This is a genomic window from Gemmobacter denitrificans, from assembly GCF_036964905.1.
In the GTDB taxonomy this organism is placed as follows: domain Bacteria; phylum Pseudomonadota; class Alphaproteobacteria; order Rhodobacterales; family Rhodobacteraceae; genus Gemmobacter; species Gemmobacter denitrificans.
On sequence record NZ_JBALHR010000018.1, the window covers coordinates 1 to 15305 of the forward strand.

16 protein-coding genes are annotated in these 15305 nt (G+C 63.2%); 9 read left to right on the forward strand and 7 right to left on the reverse strand.

Annotation, left to right across the window (positions count from 1 at the left end; all coding sequences use genetic code 11):
• Positions 1–100: 100 nt before the first annotated feature.
• Positions 101–943 (forward strand): SMP-30/gluconolactonase/LRE family protein, encoded by an 843-nt coding sequence (locus V6590_RS18585; protein WP_335425194.1) that lies wholly within the window; start codon positions 101–103, stop codon positions 941–943.
• A complete protein-coding gene (locus V6590_RS18590) occupies positions 940–2841 on the forward strand; it encodes a beta-galactosidase (protein ID WP_335425195.1) in 1902 nt (633 codons plus the stop codon). The genes V6590_RS18585 and V6590_RS18590 overlap by 4 nt, the downstream gene beginning before the upstream one ends.
• Here V6590_RS18590 and ruvA read toward each other — a convergent pair whose 3' ends face one another.
• Both ruvA and ruvC read right to left on the reverse strand, forming a co-directional pair.
• Positions 2842–3528 carry a Holliday junction branch migration protein RuvA gene (gene ruvA / locus V6590_RS18595; RefSeq protein ID WP_335425196.1) on the reverse strand — a complete coding sequence of 229 codons (687 nt, stop codon included), beginning with the start codon at positions 3526–3528 and terminating at the stop codon, positions 2842–2844.
• Positions 3525–4043 (reverse strand): crossover junction endodeoxyribonuclease RuvC, encoded by a 519-nt coding sequence (gene ruvC / locus V6590_RS18600; RefSeq protein WP_335425197.1) that lies wholly within the window; start codon positions 4041–4043, stop codon positions 3525–3527. The genes ruvA and ruvC overlap by 4 nt, the downstream gene beginning before the upstream one ends.
• Positions 4044–4366: 323 nt before the next feature.
• Here ruvC and V6590_RS18605 point away from each other — a divergent pair, with 323 nt between their 5' ends.
• Entirely contained in the window at positions 4367–4579 is a 213-nt protein-coding gene (locus V6590_RS18605) for a DUF1127 domain-containing protein (protein ID WP_335425198.1), read from the forward strand.
• A 183-nt stretch (positions 4580–4762) separates the two neighbouring features.
• On the opposite strand, the gene V6590_RS18610 is transcribed toward V6590_RS18605, so the two are convergent.
• From V6590_RS18610 to V6590_RS18625, 4 genes are all read right to left on the reverse strand, one after another.
• On the reverse strand, positions 4763–5104 hold the full coding sequence (locus tag V6590_RS18610; RefSeq protein ID WP_335425199.1) for a hypothetical protein: 342 nt from the start codon (positions 5102–5104) through the stop codon (positions 4763–4765).
• An 85-nt stretch (positions 5105–5189) separates the two neighbouring features.
• The gene (locus tag V6590_RS18615) at positions 5190–6062 is read right to left on the reverse strand and encodes a 50S ribosomal protein L11 methyltransferase (RefSeq protein ID WP_335425200.1); all 873 of its coding nucleotides are present in this window, start codon (positions 6060–6062) and stop codon (positions 5190–5192) included.
• 90 nt (positions 6063–6152) lie between these two features.
• The gene (gene msrA / locus V6590_RS18620; protein WP_335425201.1) at positions 6153–6812 is read right to left on the reverse strand and encodes a peptide-methionine (S)-S-oxide reductase MsrA; all 660 of its coding nucleotides are present in this window, start codon (positions 6810–6812) and stop codon (positions 6153–6155) included.
• A 53-nt stretch (positions 6813–6865) separates the two neighbouring features.
• Positions 6866–8119, reverse strand: coding sequence for an MFS transporter (locus V6590_RS18625; protein WP_335425202.1), 1254 nt, complete (start codon positions 8117–8119; stop codon positions 6866–6868).
• Between the two features lie 147 nt (positions 8120–8266).
• Here V6590_RS18625 and V6590_RS18630 point away from each other — a divergent pair, with 147 nt between their 5' ends.
• From V6590_RS18630 to V6590_RS18655, 6 genes are all read left to right on the forward strand, one after another.
• Positions 8267–9169, forward strand: a complete 903-nt coding sequence (locus V6590_RS18630) for a LysR family transcriptional regulator (RefSeq protein ID WP_335425203.1) — start codon at positions 8267–8269, stop codon at positions 9167–9169.
• A 131-nt stretch (positions 9170–9300) separates the two neighbouring features.
• On the forward strand, positions 9301–10461 hold the full coding sequence (locus tag V6590_RS18635) for an ABC transporter substrate-binding protein (protein WP_335425204.1): 1161 nt from the start codon (positions 9301–9303) through the stop codon (positions 10459–10461).
• Between the two features lie 120 nt (positions 10462–10581).
• Positions 10582–11586, forward strand: a complete 1005-nt coding sequence (locus V6590_RS18640; protein WP_335425205.1) for an ABC transporter ATP-binding protein — start codon at positions 10582–10584, stop codon at positions 11584–11586.
• Entirely contained in the window at positions 11583–12533 is a 951-nt protein-coding gene (locus tag V6590_RS18645) for an ABC transporter permease (RefSeq protein WP_335425206.1), read from the forward strand. Before V6590_RS18640 ends, V6590_RS18645 begins: the two co-directional genes overlap by 4 nt.
• Positions 12523–13329, forward strand: a complete 807-nt coding sequence (locus V6590_RS18650) for an ABC transporter permease (protein WP_335425207.1) — start codon at positions 12523–12525, stop codon at positions 13327–13329. The genes V6590_RS18645 and V6590_RS18650 overlap by 11 nt, the downstream gene beginning before the upstream one ends.
• A gap of 20 nt (positions 13330–13349) precedes the next feature.
• Entirely contained in the window at positions 13350–14774 is a 1425-nt protein-coding gene (locus V6590_RS18655) for a gamma-aminobutyraldehyde dehydrogenase (protein WP_335425251.1), read from the forward strand.
• A 39-nt stretch (positions 14775–14813) separates the two neighbouring features.
• On the opposite strand, the gene hspQ is transcribed toward V6590_RS18655, so the two are convergent.
• The gene (gene hspQ, locus V6590_RS18660; protein ID WP_335425208.1) at positions 14814–15140 is read right to left on the reverse strand and encodes a heat shock protein HspQ; all 327 of its coding nucleotides are present in this window, start codon (positions 15138–15140) and stop codon (positions 14814–14816) included.
• Between the last annotated feature and the right edge of the window lie 165 nt (positions 15141–15305).

The window sequence follows — 15305 nt, forward strand, 5'->3', positions numbered from 1 at the left end:
CCCTACCTCCCGTCATCATGTTCTTCACAATGCAAAAACACTTCATCGCAGGACTAACCCTCGGAGCCGTCAAGTGAACCACCCCAGAAAGGGAACAGGCATGATCTTTGATACCCGGCCCTGCCTGCATGGCGAAGGTCCGCTCTGGCATCCGCTGCGCGACCAGTTGTTCTGGTTCGATGTGATGGGCCAAAGCCTCATGTCGCGCGACAAGGACGGGCCGCAGCTCTGGCGCTTTCCCGAAATGGTGTCGGCGGCGGGCTGGGTCAGCCGTGATGTGCTGCTGATCGCCGGGGAGCGCGACCTGTTCCTGTTCGACCTGAACACAGAACAGACCGAGACACTGGTGGAGCTTGAGGCAGACAACCGCGTGACCCGGTCGAATGATGGTCGGGCCGATCCGCAGGGCGGGTTCTGGATCGGCACCATGGGCAAGCGGGCCGAACCGGGGGCGGGGGCGATCTACCGCTGGTATCGCGGTGAATTGCGCTGCCTCTATCCGGGGCTGACCATTCCCAATGCGATCTGCTTCACCCCGGATGGGCGGACGGCACAATTCACCGATACTGTCACCCGCAAGGTCTTGCGCGTGGGGCTGGATGCCGAGGGCTGGCCGTTGGGTGAACCCGAGACCTGGCTTGATCTTGGCCCCGAAGGATTGAATCCCGATGGCGCGGTGATCGATGCGCAGGGGGTGATGTGGCTGGCCGAATGGGGTGCGGGCCGGGTTTCGGCCTATGCGCCCGATGGGCAAAGGCTGCGCAGCCTTGAATTCGATGCGCCGCATACCTCTTGCCCGGCCTTTGGCGGCGATACGCTGTATTGCACCACTTCGTTGCAGGACATGGATGCTGCCGCCCGCGCGGCCTTTCCCGCAGCGGGGCAAACCTTCATGGCTACCGGCACCGCGCCGGGGCAAAAAGAACATCAGGTGATCCTGTGAAACGCACCCTTGGCGTCTGCTATTACCCCGAACACTGGCCCGAAGCGCAATGGGCCGAAGATGCCGCACGCATGGCCGACTTGGGCCTGACATGGGTCAGGATCGGCGAATTTGCCTGGTCGCGGCTGGAGCCCCAACCCGGGCAGCTGACATTCGACTGGCTGGATCGGGCGATTGCCACGCTGGGCGCGGCGGGCTTGAAGGTGGTTCTGGGCACACCCACTGCCACGCCGCCCCGCTGGATGCTGGACCGCCATCCCGACATGCTGGCCCATGACCGCGAGGGTCGCCCGCGTGGCTTCGGGTCGCGGCGCCATTATGATTTCGCGCATGAGGGCTATCGCCGCGAATCTGCGCGCATCGTCACGCTGCTCGCGGAACGCTATGGCCGCAATCCGCATGTTGCAGCCTGGCAGACCGACAATGAATATGCCTGCCACGATACGGTTCTGTCCTATTCGCCCGTGGCGCTGGCCGCCTTTCGCAACTGGCTGGCGCAGCGCTATCAATCGCCTGATGCGCTGAACCGGGCCTGGGGCAATGTCTTCTGGTCGATGGACTATGCCAGCTTTGACGACATCGGCCTGCCCAACCTGACGGTGACCGAGGCGAACCCGGCGCATCAGATGGCCTTTCGCCGCTTTGCCAGCGATATGGTGGTTGCGTTCAACCGGCTGCAGGTAGAGATCATCCGCCGTCATTCCGATGCGCCCATCGCCCATAACTATATGGGAATGATTACAGATTTCGACCATTTCACTGTCGGTGCCGATCTGGACATCGCGTCATGGGATGCCTATCCGCTGGGCTTTCTGTCAGACCGGCTGCCTGCCAGCGCCGATCACAAGCGTCGGTTTGTCCGGCAGGGTGACCCGGATTTTCAGGCCTTTCACCATGATCTGTACCGTGCCGTCGGGCGGGGCCGCTGGTGGATCATGGAACAGCAGCCCGGTCCGGTGAACTGGGCGCCCTGGAATCCTGATCCGCTGCCCGGCATGGCCCGTCTTTGGGCGTGGGAGGCCTTTGCCCATGGGGCCGAGGCGGTGTGCTATTTCCGCTGGCGACAGGCGCCTTTTGCGCAGGAACAGATGCATGCGGGGCTTTTGCGCCCTGACAGCCAGCCTGCCCCCGCCCATGACGAGGCAGCCGATGTGGCCCGTGAATTGGCCGCGATGCCGGATCAGGGCACGGCGCAGGCCGATGTGGCGCTGGTTTTCGATTATGCCAGCGCATGGGCCTGGGAAATCCAGCCGCAGGGCCGCGATTTCAGCTATTTCCGGCTGGTGTTCGAAACCTATTGCGCGCTGCGGCGGCTGGGGCTGAACATCGACATCCTGCCACCCGACGCGGCCGATCTGTCGGCCTATCGCATTGTGCTGGCCCCTGGCGTGGCGGTTCTGTCGCCCAGCTTGCTGTCGGCGCTTGGCCGTTATCAGGGGCTGGCGCTGATCGGTCCGCGCAGCAATGCCAAGACAGAGGAATTTGCGACACCGGTGCCGCTGCCGCCCAATCTGCCGGGGCTGCAGGCCGTTGTGGCGCGGGTGGAAAGCCTGCCGCCCGATGTGCCGGTGCCACTGGAAGGCGGTGGCACGCTGCGGCATTGGCGCGAAAAGGTGGAAACCGGGGCCGAGGTGCTGCGCCGTTGCGATGATGGCTGGCCTGCGCTGATCCGGTCGGGCGGGATGCATTATCTGGCGGGCTGGGCCGACCCTGATACGCTGACCGATCTGCTGGACAGCCTATGCCAATCGGCGGGGATCGAGACTGATCGCCTGCCCGAAGGGTTGCGGCTGCGCGACAGCCAGAGCCATCGGTTCCTGTTCAATTACAACGCGGTTCCGGTGGAATGGGGTGGCCAGACCATCCCGCCTGCGGGCGTGGTCTGGCACAAGCTCTGATCAGGTCCGGGGCATCAGCAGCTTCAGGGCGCGACGGATCAGTTCGGCGGTATCGGCCTCGGGCTGTTCGCTGGCAACGGTGGCCACGGCCTGTACCGCATCCGATTGGCTGTAGCCCAGATTGACCAGCGCCGACAGCGCATCGGCGCTATGTGCCGCCCGGCTGGGGGCGGCGAGCTCCGGGCCGGCCTTGGCCCGTGCGGCGCGCGGTGCGGGGGCGGGTGCAGGGTCATCCGGCACATCGATCACCGGTGCCGCATCCAGCCGGGCCCCCATCGCCATCACGCCCGCAGCCTTGCCCTTCAGCTCCAGCACCACGCGTTGCGCGATCTTCGGCCCGATCCCGGGGGCGGCCTGAATGGCGCGCACATCGCCCAGCGTGATGGCACGGCCCGCGCCTTCCGGTCCCAGGGTGCCCAGAATGGCCATGGCCGCCTTGGCACCCACGCCCTGAACCGTGGTCAGCAACCGGTGCCATTCCTTTTCCAGCATGGTGGGAAAGCCGAACAATTGCAGCAGGTCTTCGCGCACCACCAGTTCGGTATAAAGCGCGCAGGCCTCGCCCACCCCGGGCAGGGCGGCAAGCGTACGGTCATTCACATAGACAATGTAGCCCACGCCGCGCACGTCGATCAGCACATGGTCTGGCCCGCGCCAGTCAATCCGCCCGGAAATCTTGCCAATCATCCCGCCGCCCTCTGCAAGGCGGCCTGCAGACGGCTGCCCGATTGCCAATGATGCGCATGGCAGATGGCAATCGCAAGCGCATCGGCCGCATCCGGCCCCGCGATCTGCACGCCCGGCAGATGCAGGCGCACCATGTGATCGATCTGTTGCTTGGCCGCGTGGCCCACGCCGACCACGGTCTTTTTCACCGCATTGGGCGCATATTCCCCGACGGTCAGCCCGAATTGCGCCGGAACCAGCAGGGCAATGCCGCGCGCTTGCCCCAGCTTCAATGTGGCCACAGCATCCTTGTTGACGAATGTGTGTTCCACCGCGGCCGTTTCGGGCTGATAGGTGCGGATCACCTCGGTCAGTTGGGTATGCAGGCTGCACAGACGCAGCGCCAGATCGCCGTCACCATTCCCGGGGGCCGAGTGGCAGATGCCATTGGCCACGTGGCTTAACCGGGTGCCGCGCACCTCGATCACGCCCCATCCAAGGTTGCGCAACCCCGGATCGATTCCGATCACCCGCATGCCTGCCTCATTTGTTCTGGTTTTGGTCAGGCTAGCACGAAAGGGGAACACCGGTCACGTCGAAAAAAAATCGCTTGCATGGTGCCGCTGGCGGATTATGCAGGTGCAGCAATCGCGGCATTTCGGCGCGCGAATCCGACATCTCGGGCGGGATTGTTTCCGAAATCCTTGAAAATTTGTCAAAATTAAGGCGCGGAGCCATGCGGATTCTGCATGCGCGACATGCTTTGGCGTCAGTTGTTTTGCACATGCAGCAAGAATATGTATCAGCGCGAAGGCAAGGTTGCCTTTGCAGTGAGCAGTTTTGAAACGAGGAACACGCCATGGCCGCTTATGACACGACCCGCACGGCGCCCTTTGGCGCCATCTCCACCTACCGCTTCATCCAGTTCGTGAGCGGCATCTTTGGCGGTCTTGCCGCCTGGAACGATGCCCGCGTGACCCGCAACGCACTGGCCAAGCTGTCGGACCGCGAGCTTGACGATATCGGGCTGTGCCGCGGTGACATCGATCTGATCGGCGCTGGCCGTCTCTGATCTGTCGCCCGCAGCAGGGGGTTCGCGCCCCCGCTTCGTGACGCAAAAGGCCGCACCCGAAAGGGGGGCGGCCTTTCTGTTTGTGCATGGCGTTGCCGGGCGCGCAGCGGCTGCTGTCTCAGTCGCAAATGGCAAAAGCGGGCACCCGCAAGGGCCCCGCTTTCCGCTGCGATCACGCTGTGGTCAGTTCAGATAGGTGCGGATCTGCGCTGACAGCCAAAGGGTGACAGGATCGACCTGCATGATCATGCCGCCAAAGCGTTCAAACCCGTCAGCTGCCTGCATCCGCGCAACCCTGTCGCGATAGGCGGTATCGCCAACCTGATGATGCATGGCCGCCTTCAGCCCGATCAGGCAGGCAGCCATCACCAGCAACGGCCCCATCAGGCGCAGGCGACGAGGTGCAGGTTTGGTATAGTAAGACCGGCCGAGCGTGCCTTCCGCTTCAAAGCCATAGCCTTTGGCGCGCGCCTTTTCGACACGCGCAACCCGTTCGTAAAACTCAGTAAGGTCCTGATCGGCCATATCACACAAAACTCCCGGATACGGCCCCCACCGTGCGACCATGATCGGGCGTAAATAAGGCAGAAATAGGGCAAATGACCTGAAATCAGTCTTTTCTGAGGAGAAGCGCCGTCCATTCGCCCAAATCTTCGCGGCCTTCCAGCGTGAAGCCCTGCGCTTCATAGGCCGCGATGATCGATTCCGCCTGCACCACCAGCAGCCCGGACAGAATCGCCCGCCCACCCTGACCGACATGGGCCGCCATCGGGGCCGCCAGTTCGATCAGCGGACCCTTCAGGATATTGGCGAAGACCAGATCATAGGGGGCCGCCTCGGCCAGACGCGGATGCTGGAACCCGGCGGCCTCCAGACATTCGACGCGGCCCTGCAACCCGTTGATCTCTACATTTGCCTCCGCCACATCCACCGCGACTCGGTCAATATCTGACGCGATGACCTGCGCGTCAGGCAGAACTGCAGCGGCGGCCATGGCCAGCACCGCAGTGCCGCAGCCGATATCGGCCACATTGGCGGGCCGGAACCCGGCTTCGAACAGCCGGTCAAAGGCGCGCAGACAGCCCAGCGTGGTGCCATGGTGGCCGGTGCCAAAAGCCACTGTCGCCTCGATCTGCAGGGCGACGCGATCCGCTGGCACCTTGTCGGCATCATGGCTGCCATAGACGAAGAAGCGCCCGGCCTCGACCGGTGCCAGTTCGCGCCGCACCTTGGCCACCCAGTCGATTTCCGGCAGTTCCGACAGGGCGAAGGGTTTGGCCTCGAAGGCAAGCGCCAGAACCTCCAGCATCACCTCATTCGGCTTTTCGACGAAATAGGCACCCACTTCCCACAGGCCTGAATCGTCCTCGATTTCGAAAACGCCAACACCGACGGGCGCGGGATCAAGCTTTTCCAGCGCCTCGCCAAGGGCCTCGGCTGCGTCTTCCCCCATCAGGGTTGTCAGGGCGGAATAGGTGGTCATTGCGCGGTCTCCGTCGCAGGGTCAGGGTCGCGATAGCCCCGGCTTGCGCGCGGGTCAAGCCGCGACCGGGGCCGCCGCCTTGACGAAGGATCAGACCTGAACGCCCAGACCGATCGGGCAGGTGACCCCTGTGCCGCCCAGACCGCAATAGCCATCGGGATTCTTGGCCAGATATTGCTGGTGATAGTCTTCGGCGAAATAGAAGGTCGGGGCGGGCAATATCTCGGTCGTGATCGTGCCACGCCCGGCCTTGGTCAGCGCATGCTGATACGCAACTTTCGACGCGGCGGCCATTTCGGCCTGTTCGGGCGTATAGGTGTAGATGCCCGACCGGTAAGTGGAGCCAATGTCATTGCCCTGCCGCATACCCTGCGTCGGATCGTGGTTTTCCCAGAAGGTCCGCAGCAGATCGGCATAGGAAATCACCGCCGGGTCAAAGATGATCCGCACGACTTCGTTATGCCCGGTCGCCTGGGTGCAGGTTTCCTTGTAGGTCGGGTTCGGCGTATAACCACCGGCATAGCCGACCATGGTCAGCCATACGCCCGGCAGGCCCCAGAACTTGCGCTCCACCCCCCAGAAACAGCCCATGCCGAACATCGCTTCGGCCATGCCCGCAGGCACAGGCGATTTCAACGGCAGGCCGGACAGGAAATGTGTCTCGGCGGTGGGGATCGGTTCGGGGCGGCCCGGCAGGGCGGCCTCGGGCGTGATCATTTTCATCTTGTCTGCGGAAAACATGCCAAACATCTGCCTCTCCTCATCCATGCCGCCAATATAGGCGTGGGCGCTGCAAGGTCCAATCACTCTGCCGGGATTGCAGCCCATCCCGACCGGTTGCCCAACCGGGTTTCATTGCCCGGCCCCGGGTGGCGCGGCACCAGAAGCGCCAGAAGGAAGGAAACCCCGGCCATGCCCGCCGCCAGCGCAAAGACCGAAGACGGCGCCGTAACCCAGAGATACCCCAGCAGCGCAGGCAGGAACACCGCCGCGATGTGGTTGATGGTGAAGGCCACGGCCGCCGTGGGGGCCATATCAGCCGGATCGCCGATCTTCTGGATATAGGTCTTCTGGCTGAAGGCCATCGCGAAGAACATGTTGTCGATGACATAAAGGGCCGAGGCGACGCCAATCCCCCAGTCATACCAATACAGCCCACCATAGGCGAGAAAGACGAAGAACAGCCCGCCATATTCGATCAGCATGGCGGTCTGTTCACCGAACCGCGACACCAGCCGACCAAGAACTGGCCCGATCACCATGTTCGACACAAAGGTGATGAGCATGAGCGCCGTCACCTCTTCGACGCCAAAGCCGAATTTTTCCACCATCATGAAGGCGGCAAAAACGACGAAAATCTGGCGCCTCGCCCCGGCCATGATCTGCAGTGCATAATACAGCCAATAGCGGCGGCGCAGCACGATGGATTTGCGCTGCGGATGCGGGGCCTCGAAGCGGGGATAGGCGATCAGGCAGAACAGGGCGATCAGTACACACAGCCCGCCCGAGGCCATATAGACCGTGTTATAGGACAGACCGAGGCTTTTCCACGTCAGCACGATGCAGCCATAGGCCAGAAGCGATGCGCCCGAACCGGCGGCCACCAGCCAGCCAAGGGTGCGCGGGGCCCGGCTGCGGTCGATCCATTGCAGTTGCAGCGATTGATTGACCGTTTCGTAATAGTGAAACCCGATGGAGGACAGCAAGGTCACCAGCATGATGCCGGTCAGGCCCGGAAACCAGGCGGTCACGGCAGTGGACGCACCCAGCAGGACCAGCATCCAGCCCGCCACGGCCTGTTCGCGAAACAGCAGCAGAATGGCCAGCACCGCAACGGCCAGCAGGCCCGGAATTTCCCGCACCGTATGCAGCCAGCCGATCTGCACGCCGGTAAATCCCGCCATTTCGATGACGAAATTGTTCAGCAGGGCCGACCATGTGGAAAAGGCCAGCGGCATGGCCACGGCCATCAGGAACAGCAGGCTGACAGGTTGACGCCACAGCGGCAGGCGGGCCGCTTCGGCAAGGGGCAGGGTGCGGGGGTTTTGGCGGGTCATGACGCGGTTTTACGCCCGGGCAAAGGCGGGGGCGAGGGGCTGAATTGTGGCGGGCACAATATTGGTGGGGGTGTTCGTTGCCCTGCGGGCTCTGGACAGCCCGATGCCCGGCATGGCCTAGTGGCGTAACCCAGCACCGGACCACCCATGGCCTTTACCCTGCGCCAGCTTCAGTTCTTTGTGGCCGCCGCCGAGGCGGGCAGCGTGACCGGTGCCGCGCGGGTCCTGTCGATTTCGCAATCTTCGGTCACCGAGGCGATTCGCGCGCTGGAAGAGGATTTGGGCGTCACGCTGTTTGACCGGCAGGCGCGCGGGCTGTTGATCACTCACAAGGGCAGCGCCTTTCTGCGCCATGCGCGGCAGATCCTGTCGGATGTGGCGGCTGCACGCACAGCCTTTCGGGACGAGGCCGATCAGACCACCGGGCGGTTGTCGCTGGGTGTGACGTCGCTGGTGGCAGGCTATGTGCTGTCGGACATTCTGCAACGGTTTCGCCGGGCCTTTCCGCTGGTCGAGTTGAATGTGATCGAGGATAGCGGCGAGTATCTGCAGCACCTGCTGATCGGTGGCGAATTGGATGTGGCGGTGCTGCTGACCTCTTCGGTGCGCGACCGGATGGCGCTGCATGTCGAAACGCTGCTGGTGTCGCCCTACCGGCTGTGGTTGCCGCTTGGGCATCCGTTGGCCTTGCAAGAGGCCATCGCACTGGAAGAACTTGCCGGTCGCCCGATGATTCAGCTGATGGTGGACGAGATCGAGGAATCGACCCGCCGCCTGACAGCCGCCCTGCCGGTGAAGCCGGAAATCGCCTTCCGCACCCGCAGTGTCGAGGCGGTGCGGTCGCTGGTCGCCACCGGGGCCGGGTTGGCGATCCTGCCAAGCCTTGTCTATCGTCCGTGGTCGCTGGAGGGCGACCGGATCGAGATCCGCGATGTTTCGGGCGATCTGCCGACAGTGCAGGTCGGTCTGGCCTGGCGGCGCGGGGCACCGCTGTCTGGACCGGCGCTGAACTTCGTGCGATCCGCCCAGACGGCGATCCCGACGCGGTAGTCCATCGGTTTTTCCGATACCACCCATCCCCCTTTTGCGTTTGCGAAAGCTGCGCGCTGGTTCCACCCTGTCGCCAGACCGGAAAACCGGCATCCCGCGCCCATGTGCGCGCTTTTCAGGGAGCATCCAGAATGACACCAACACTGAAACTGGCCTGCACGACCGCGCTGGCGCTGACCACCGGCCTGACGCCCGCCTTTGCCCAGATGACCGCCGTCGGCCCGGGCGAGGGCGCCTTGTCCATCGTGGCCTGGGCGGGTTATGTCGAACGCGGCGAAACCGACCCGAAGTTTGATTGGGTGACCAAGTTCGAAACGGCCACCGGCTGCAAGGTCAGCGTCAAGACCGCCAATACCAGCGACGAAATGGTGGCGCTGATGAACGAGGGCGGGTTCGACCTGGTCACCGCCAGCGGCGATGCCTCGTTGCGGTTGATCGCGGGCGGACGGGTACAGGAAATCAACACCGCCCTGGTGCCGTCATGGTCCACCATCGACCCGCGCCTACAGGATGCGCCCTGGCATACCGTGGATGGCAAGCATTACGGCGTTCCCTATATGTGGGGGCCCAATGTGTTGATGTACAACACCACTGTGTTCAAGGAGCCGCCGACCAGCTGGAACGTGGTCTTTGAAAAGATGGACCTGCCGGATGGCGCATCGAATGAAGGCCGGGTGCAGGCCTATGATGGCCCGATCCATATTGCCGATGCCGCCCAGTATCTGATGTTCCACAAGCCGGAACTGGGCATCACCGACCCCTATGAACTGAACGATGACCAATACAAGGCCGCGCTCGATCTGCTGCGGGTGCAGCGCACGCTGACCAGCCGCTATTGGCACGACGCCTTTATCCAGATTGACGACTTCAAGAATGAAGGTGTCGTGGCATCCGGGTCTTGGCCGTTTCAGGTCAATCTGCTGAAGGCCGATGGGCAGCCGGTGGCCAGCGTGATCCCGCAGGAAGGCGCGACCGGCTGGGCCGATACGACCATGCTGCATGTGGACAGCAAGAACCCGAATTGCGCCTATATGTGGTTCGAACACCAGCTGTCATCCAACCTGCAATCCGACCTGTCGGTCTGGTTCGGCGCGGTGCCTTCGGTTCCGGCCGCCTGCAGCGACGGGCGCGGGATGCAGACGGCGGAAGGCTGCGATGCCAATGGCCTGAAGGATTTCGACAAGATCCGCTTCTGGCGCACGCCTGTGTCGAATTGCAGCCAGGGTGAAGGGGTCTGCGTGCCCTATTACCGCTGGGTCAGCGATTACATCGGGGTGATCGGCGGCCGCTGATCGGCCCCGACCCTTGCCAAATCCTCTCCCTCTGCCCGGCAGGGGGAGCGATCTTCCATCACTGCCGCCTTCAACATGGGCGCGCGGGATGGGTTTCGTTTCATTCCCGCAGGAAGCCCCATGACCGCTGCCGTCGAATTCCAGTCTGTCACCCGCCATTTCGGCCCCGCCTCTGCCCCGGTTCGGGCGGTGGACGGGGTGGATCTGACCATTGCCGAGGGCAGTTTCTTTGCCATGCTTGGCCCTTCGGGATCAGGCAAGACCACCTGCCTGCGGCTGATTTCGGGCTTTGAAAAGCCGACATCAGGGTCCATCCGCATCTTTGGTCAGGATGTGGGCGATATCCCCCCGAACCGGCGCAATGTGAACACGGTCTTTCAGGATTACGCGCTGTTTCCGCATATGAACGTGCGGGACAACGTGGCTTATGGGTTGATGGTCAAGGGCGTTGACCGGCGCAGCCGCAACGACCGGGCCGAAGAGATGCTCGGGCTGGTGAAACTTGCCGGCTATGGCGACCGCAAGCCGGGCCAATTGTCGGGCGGGCAGCGGCAGCGGGTGGCGTTGGCGCGCGCGCTGGTGAATGAACCCCGCGTCTTGCTGCTGGACGAACCGCTGGGCGCGCTGGACCTGAAGCTGCGCGAGGCGATGCAGGACGAATTGAAGGCCCTGCAGAAACGGCTGGGCCTGACCTTTGTCTTTGTCACCCATGATCAGCACGAGGCGTTGTCGATGGCCGACAATCTGGCTGTGTTCAACGAAGGCCGCATTGCCCAGATCGGCACGCCCGAACAGGTTTATGCCCGGCCCCGCACCCGGTTTGTGGCCGATTTCGTGGGGTCTTCCAATGTCTTGCCACCCGAAGTGACCCAGGCCTTCGGCGGCCCTGCCGCCTGGTCCAGCCTGCGGCCCGAAGCCCTGCGCATCACCCCGGCTGATGGTGTGGCCCTGACGGGCACCGTGGCCGCCAGCCGCTATCTGGGGGCGGGATCGCGCATCACGCTGCACAGCCATGGGTCGGAAATCGCGGCCTTCCTGCCTGCGGGCCAGCCCCTGCCGGAACCCGGCGCGACTGTCGGTCTGGCCTTCGATCCCGCCGCGCTGCATGTGATGGAGGAGGCATGACCTCCGCCGCCAATGCCGCCGCCATCCTGCCCGAACGCGGGCTGGCCGACCGGCTGACCGCCCTGTTCTGGCGCCGACCGCGCCTCTTGCTGATCCTGATGCTCAGCCCGCCGTTGATCTGGCTGGGTCTGGTCTATCTGGGGTCGTTGCTGGCGCTGCTGCTGCAAAGCTTTTACGCAATTGACGAATTTTCCGGCGTGGTGAAGCCGGAACTGACGCTGAAAACCTATGCCGAACTGTTCCGGGCGCAGAATCTGGACATCATCCTGCGCACCCTTGGCATGTCGGCTGCCGTCACGCTGGGTTGCGCGCTGATTGCCTTTCCCATCGCCTATTATGCCGCCCGCTTTGCCCGGGGCCGCTGGAAGGCGCTGTTCTATCTGGGGGTCATGCTGCCCTTGTGGTCATCCTATCTGGTGAAGGTCTATGCGTGGAAGCTGATCCTTGCCAAAGAGGGCATCGTCACCTGGGCCGCCGAAGGCGCGGGCCTGTCGATGATCCTGAATGCGGTGCTGGCCATTCCGGGCCTGGGTGGCAATTCGCTGTCCACCTCGCCGCTGGGCACCTTCATCGTCTTCGTCTATGTCTGGCTGCCCTACATGATCCTGCCGATGCAGGCGGCGCTTGAACGCGTGCCGGTGTCGATGCTGGAAGCCAGCGCCGATCTGGGCGCATCGCGCGGGCAGACCTTCCGCACCGTTGTGCTGCCACTGGCCCTGCCGGGCGTCATTGCCGGATCGATCTTCACCTTTTCGCTGACCATGGGCGATTACATCATTCCGCAGATCGTGGGCACCTCGGCCCGGTTCATCGGCCTTGCGGTGTACCAGTTGCAGGGCACGGCCGGAAACATCCCGCTGGCCGCTGCCTTTGCGGTGGTGCCGATCCTGATCATGCTGGTTTATCTGTGGATTGCCAAACGGATGGGGGCTTTCGATGCACTCTGACCGCGCGTCTTTCGGCCTTCGGATCGCGGCAGGGCTTGGGCTTTTGTTCCTGCATCTGCCGATCCTGCTGATCTTCCTTTACGCCTTCACGACCGAGGAAAAGAGCTATCAGTTCCCGCCGCCGGGGCTGACCGCGAAATGGTTCGGCGTGGCCTGGGACCGGGCGGATATCTGGCCGCCGCTCTGGCTGTCCTTGCAGGTGGCGGCGATTGCCACGGTGATCGCCATGATCCTGGGCACGCTGGTGGCTGCGGCCATGGCGCAATCGCGGTTCTTCGGGCGCGAACAGATCAGCCTGCTGATCCTGCTGCCGATCGCGCTGCCCGGTGTGATCACCGGCATGGCGCTGCGTTCGGCGTTTTCGGTGATGGATATTCCCTATTCGGTCTGGACCATCATTCTGGGCCACGCGACCTTTTGCATCGTCATCGTCTATAACAATGCGGTGGCGCGGTTCCGCCGCCTGTCGGGGGGTATTCTGGAAGCCTCGGCCGATCTGGGCGCCAACGGTTTTCAGACCTTCCGCCATGTGCTGCTGCCCAATCTGGGATCGGCCCTGCTGGCGGGCGGGATGCTGGCCTTCGCCCTGTCGTTTGACGAGGTGATCGTGACCACCTTCACTGCCGGCCGGCAAAGCACCTTGCCGATCTGGATGCTGCAGGAACTGGTTCGCCCGCGGCAGCGGCCCGTCACCAATGTGGTGGCCATCGTGGTCTTTGCCGTGACCTTCCTGCCGATCCTTGCCGCCTATTACCTGACCCGCGACGGCGACCAGACCGCCGGTGCGGGCAAATGAAAGGGAGAGAAATGACCCAGATCGATACCGACTTGCTGATCGGTGCGCGCTTCGAAGCCGGGACCGAAACGCCCGAGCCGATCTTGAACCCGCGCACCGGCGCGCTGATCCTGAACGTGGCCGAAGCCTCGACCGCACAGGTGGATGCGGCGGTGGCCGCCGCGCGCAAGGCCTTTGATGGCTGGAGCCGCACCACGCCCGGCGAAAGATCGGCCCGGTTGCTGCGCATCGCCGACCGGATCGAGGCGGAGGCGGCAGGCTTTGCCGCGCTGGAGGCGCTGAATTGCGGCAAGCCGATCAATGCCGCCACCAATGACGAAATTCCCGCGATCGTGGATTGCTTCCGCTTTTTCGCCGGGGCCGTGCGGACCCAGCACGGGCAGGTGGCGGGGGAATATCTGCCGGGCCATACCAGCATGATCCGCCGCGATGCGGTGGGTGTGATCGCCAGCATCGCGCCGTGGAACTATCCGCTGATGATGATGGCGTGGAAACTGTGTCCGGCCATCGGTGCGGGCAATACGGTGGTGTTCAAGCCCAGCGAACAAACCCCGCTGACCGCGTTGAAACTGGCGCGCATCCTGGCCGAAGAACTGCCCGAAGGCGTGGTGAACGTGATCACCGGACGGGGGCAGACGGTGGGCAACTATCTGATCCACCATCCGGGCGTGGACATGATCAGCCTGACCGGCGATGTGGCAACCGGGCGCAAGATGCTGGATGCCGCGGCCCGCACGGTCAAACGCACCCATCTGGAACTGGGCGGCAAGGCCCCGGTGCTGGTCTTCGATGATGCCGATGTGGCCGAAGTGGTCGAAGGGCTGCGGGCCTTCGGCTATTACAATGCAGGGCAGGATTGCACCGCCGCTTGCCGTATCTATGCGGGCAAGAAGGTGTATGATTCGCTGGTGGCCGATCTGACCTCGGCCGTGTCCAGCATCCAATTGGCCAATGCCGATGATGCGACCAACGAAATCGGCCCGCTGATCAGCCTGCGCCAGCGCGACCGGGTGGCCAGTTTCGTGAACCGGGCCCGCGAATTGAACCATGTTGAAATCACCACGGGCGGCGCGGTGATGGAGGACGGGTTCTATTACCGCCCTACGGTGATCGCCGGGGCACGTCAGGGCGACGAGATCGTGCAGCGCGAGGTCTTTGGCCCGGTTGTTTCGATCACGCCCTTTGATGACGTGGATCAGGCGGTCGCCTGGGCGAATGACAGCGATTATGGTCTGGCCAGCAGCGTCTGGACGCGGGATGTGGGCCGGGCGATGGCGACGGCGGCACGGCTGCGCTATGGCTGCACCTGGATCAACACCCATTTCATGCTGGTCAATGAAATGCCGCATGGCGGGTTGAAGCAATCGGGTTACGGCAAGGATATGTCGGCCTATGCGCTGGAAGATTACAGCGTGGTCCGGCATGTGATGATCAAGCACGGCTGATCCGTGCCATCCGGCACCGCCCCCATCTGGCGGGCGGTGTCAGTTCAGCTGAAACTGCAGCGGATAGCGCCCGTCTTCGAAATCGCCGAACAGATCGTGCAGATCGGGGTGATCGACCGGCTCGCCGGTATCATCGGGCACAAGGTTCTGTTCTGAGACATAGGCGACGTAATAGCTTTGGTCGTTTTCGGCCAGCAGGTGATAGAAGGGCTGGTCGCGATCCGGGCGGCTGTCCTCGGGGATGGCGGCATACCATTCTTCGGTATTGGAGAACATCGCATCGACATCAAACACGACACCACGAAACGGATGCTTGCGATGGCGCAGCACCTGTCCCAGATGGTATTTTGCTTGTGTCTTTAACATCGCACCAGTCCCCCAACCTGTTTACTACAGCTTCAGAAGTTTCTCGTCCACCAGACAAGGCTGATTCGAGGGAAACAGTCTGTCGGTTCGAATCTGACAGTTGGCGCCAATTCTCGCGGAGAAATGACACAAAACCCCCGTGCGGCCCATTTCCCCCCGGGGGGA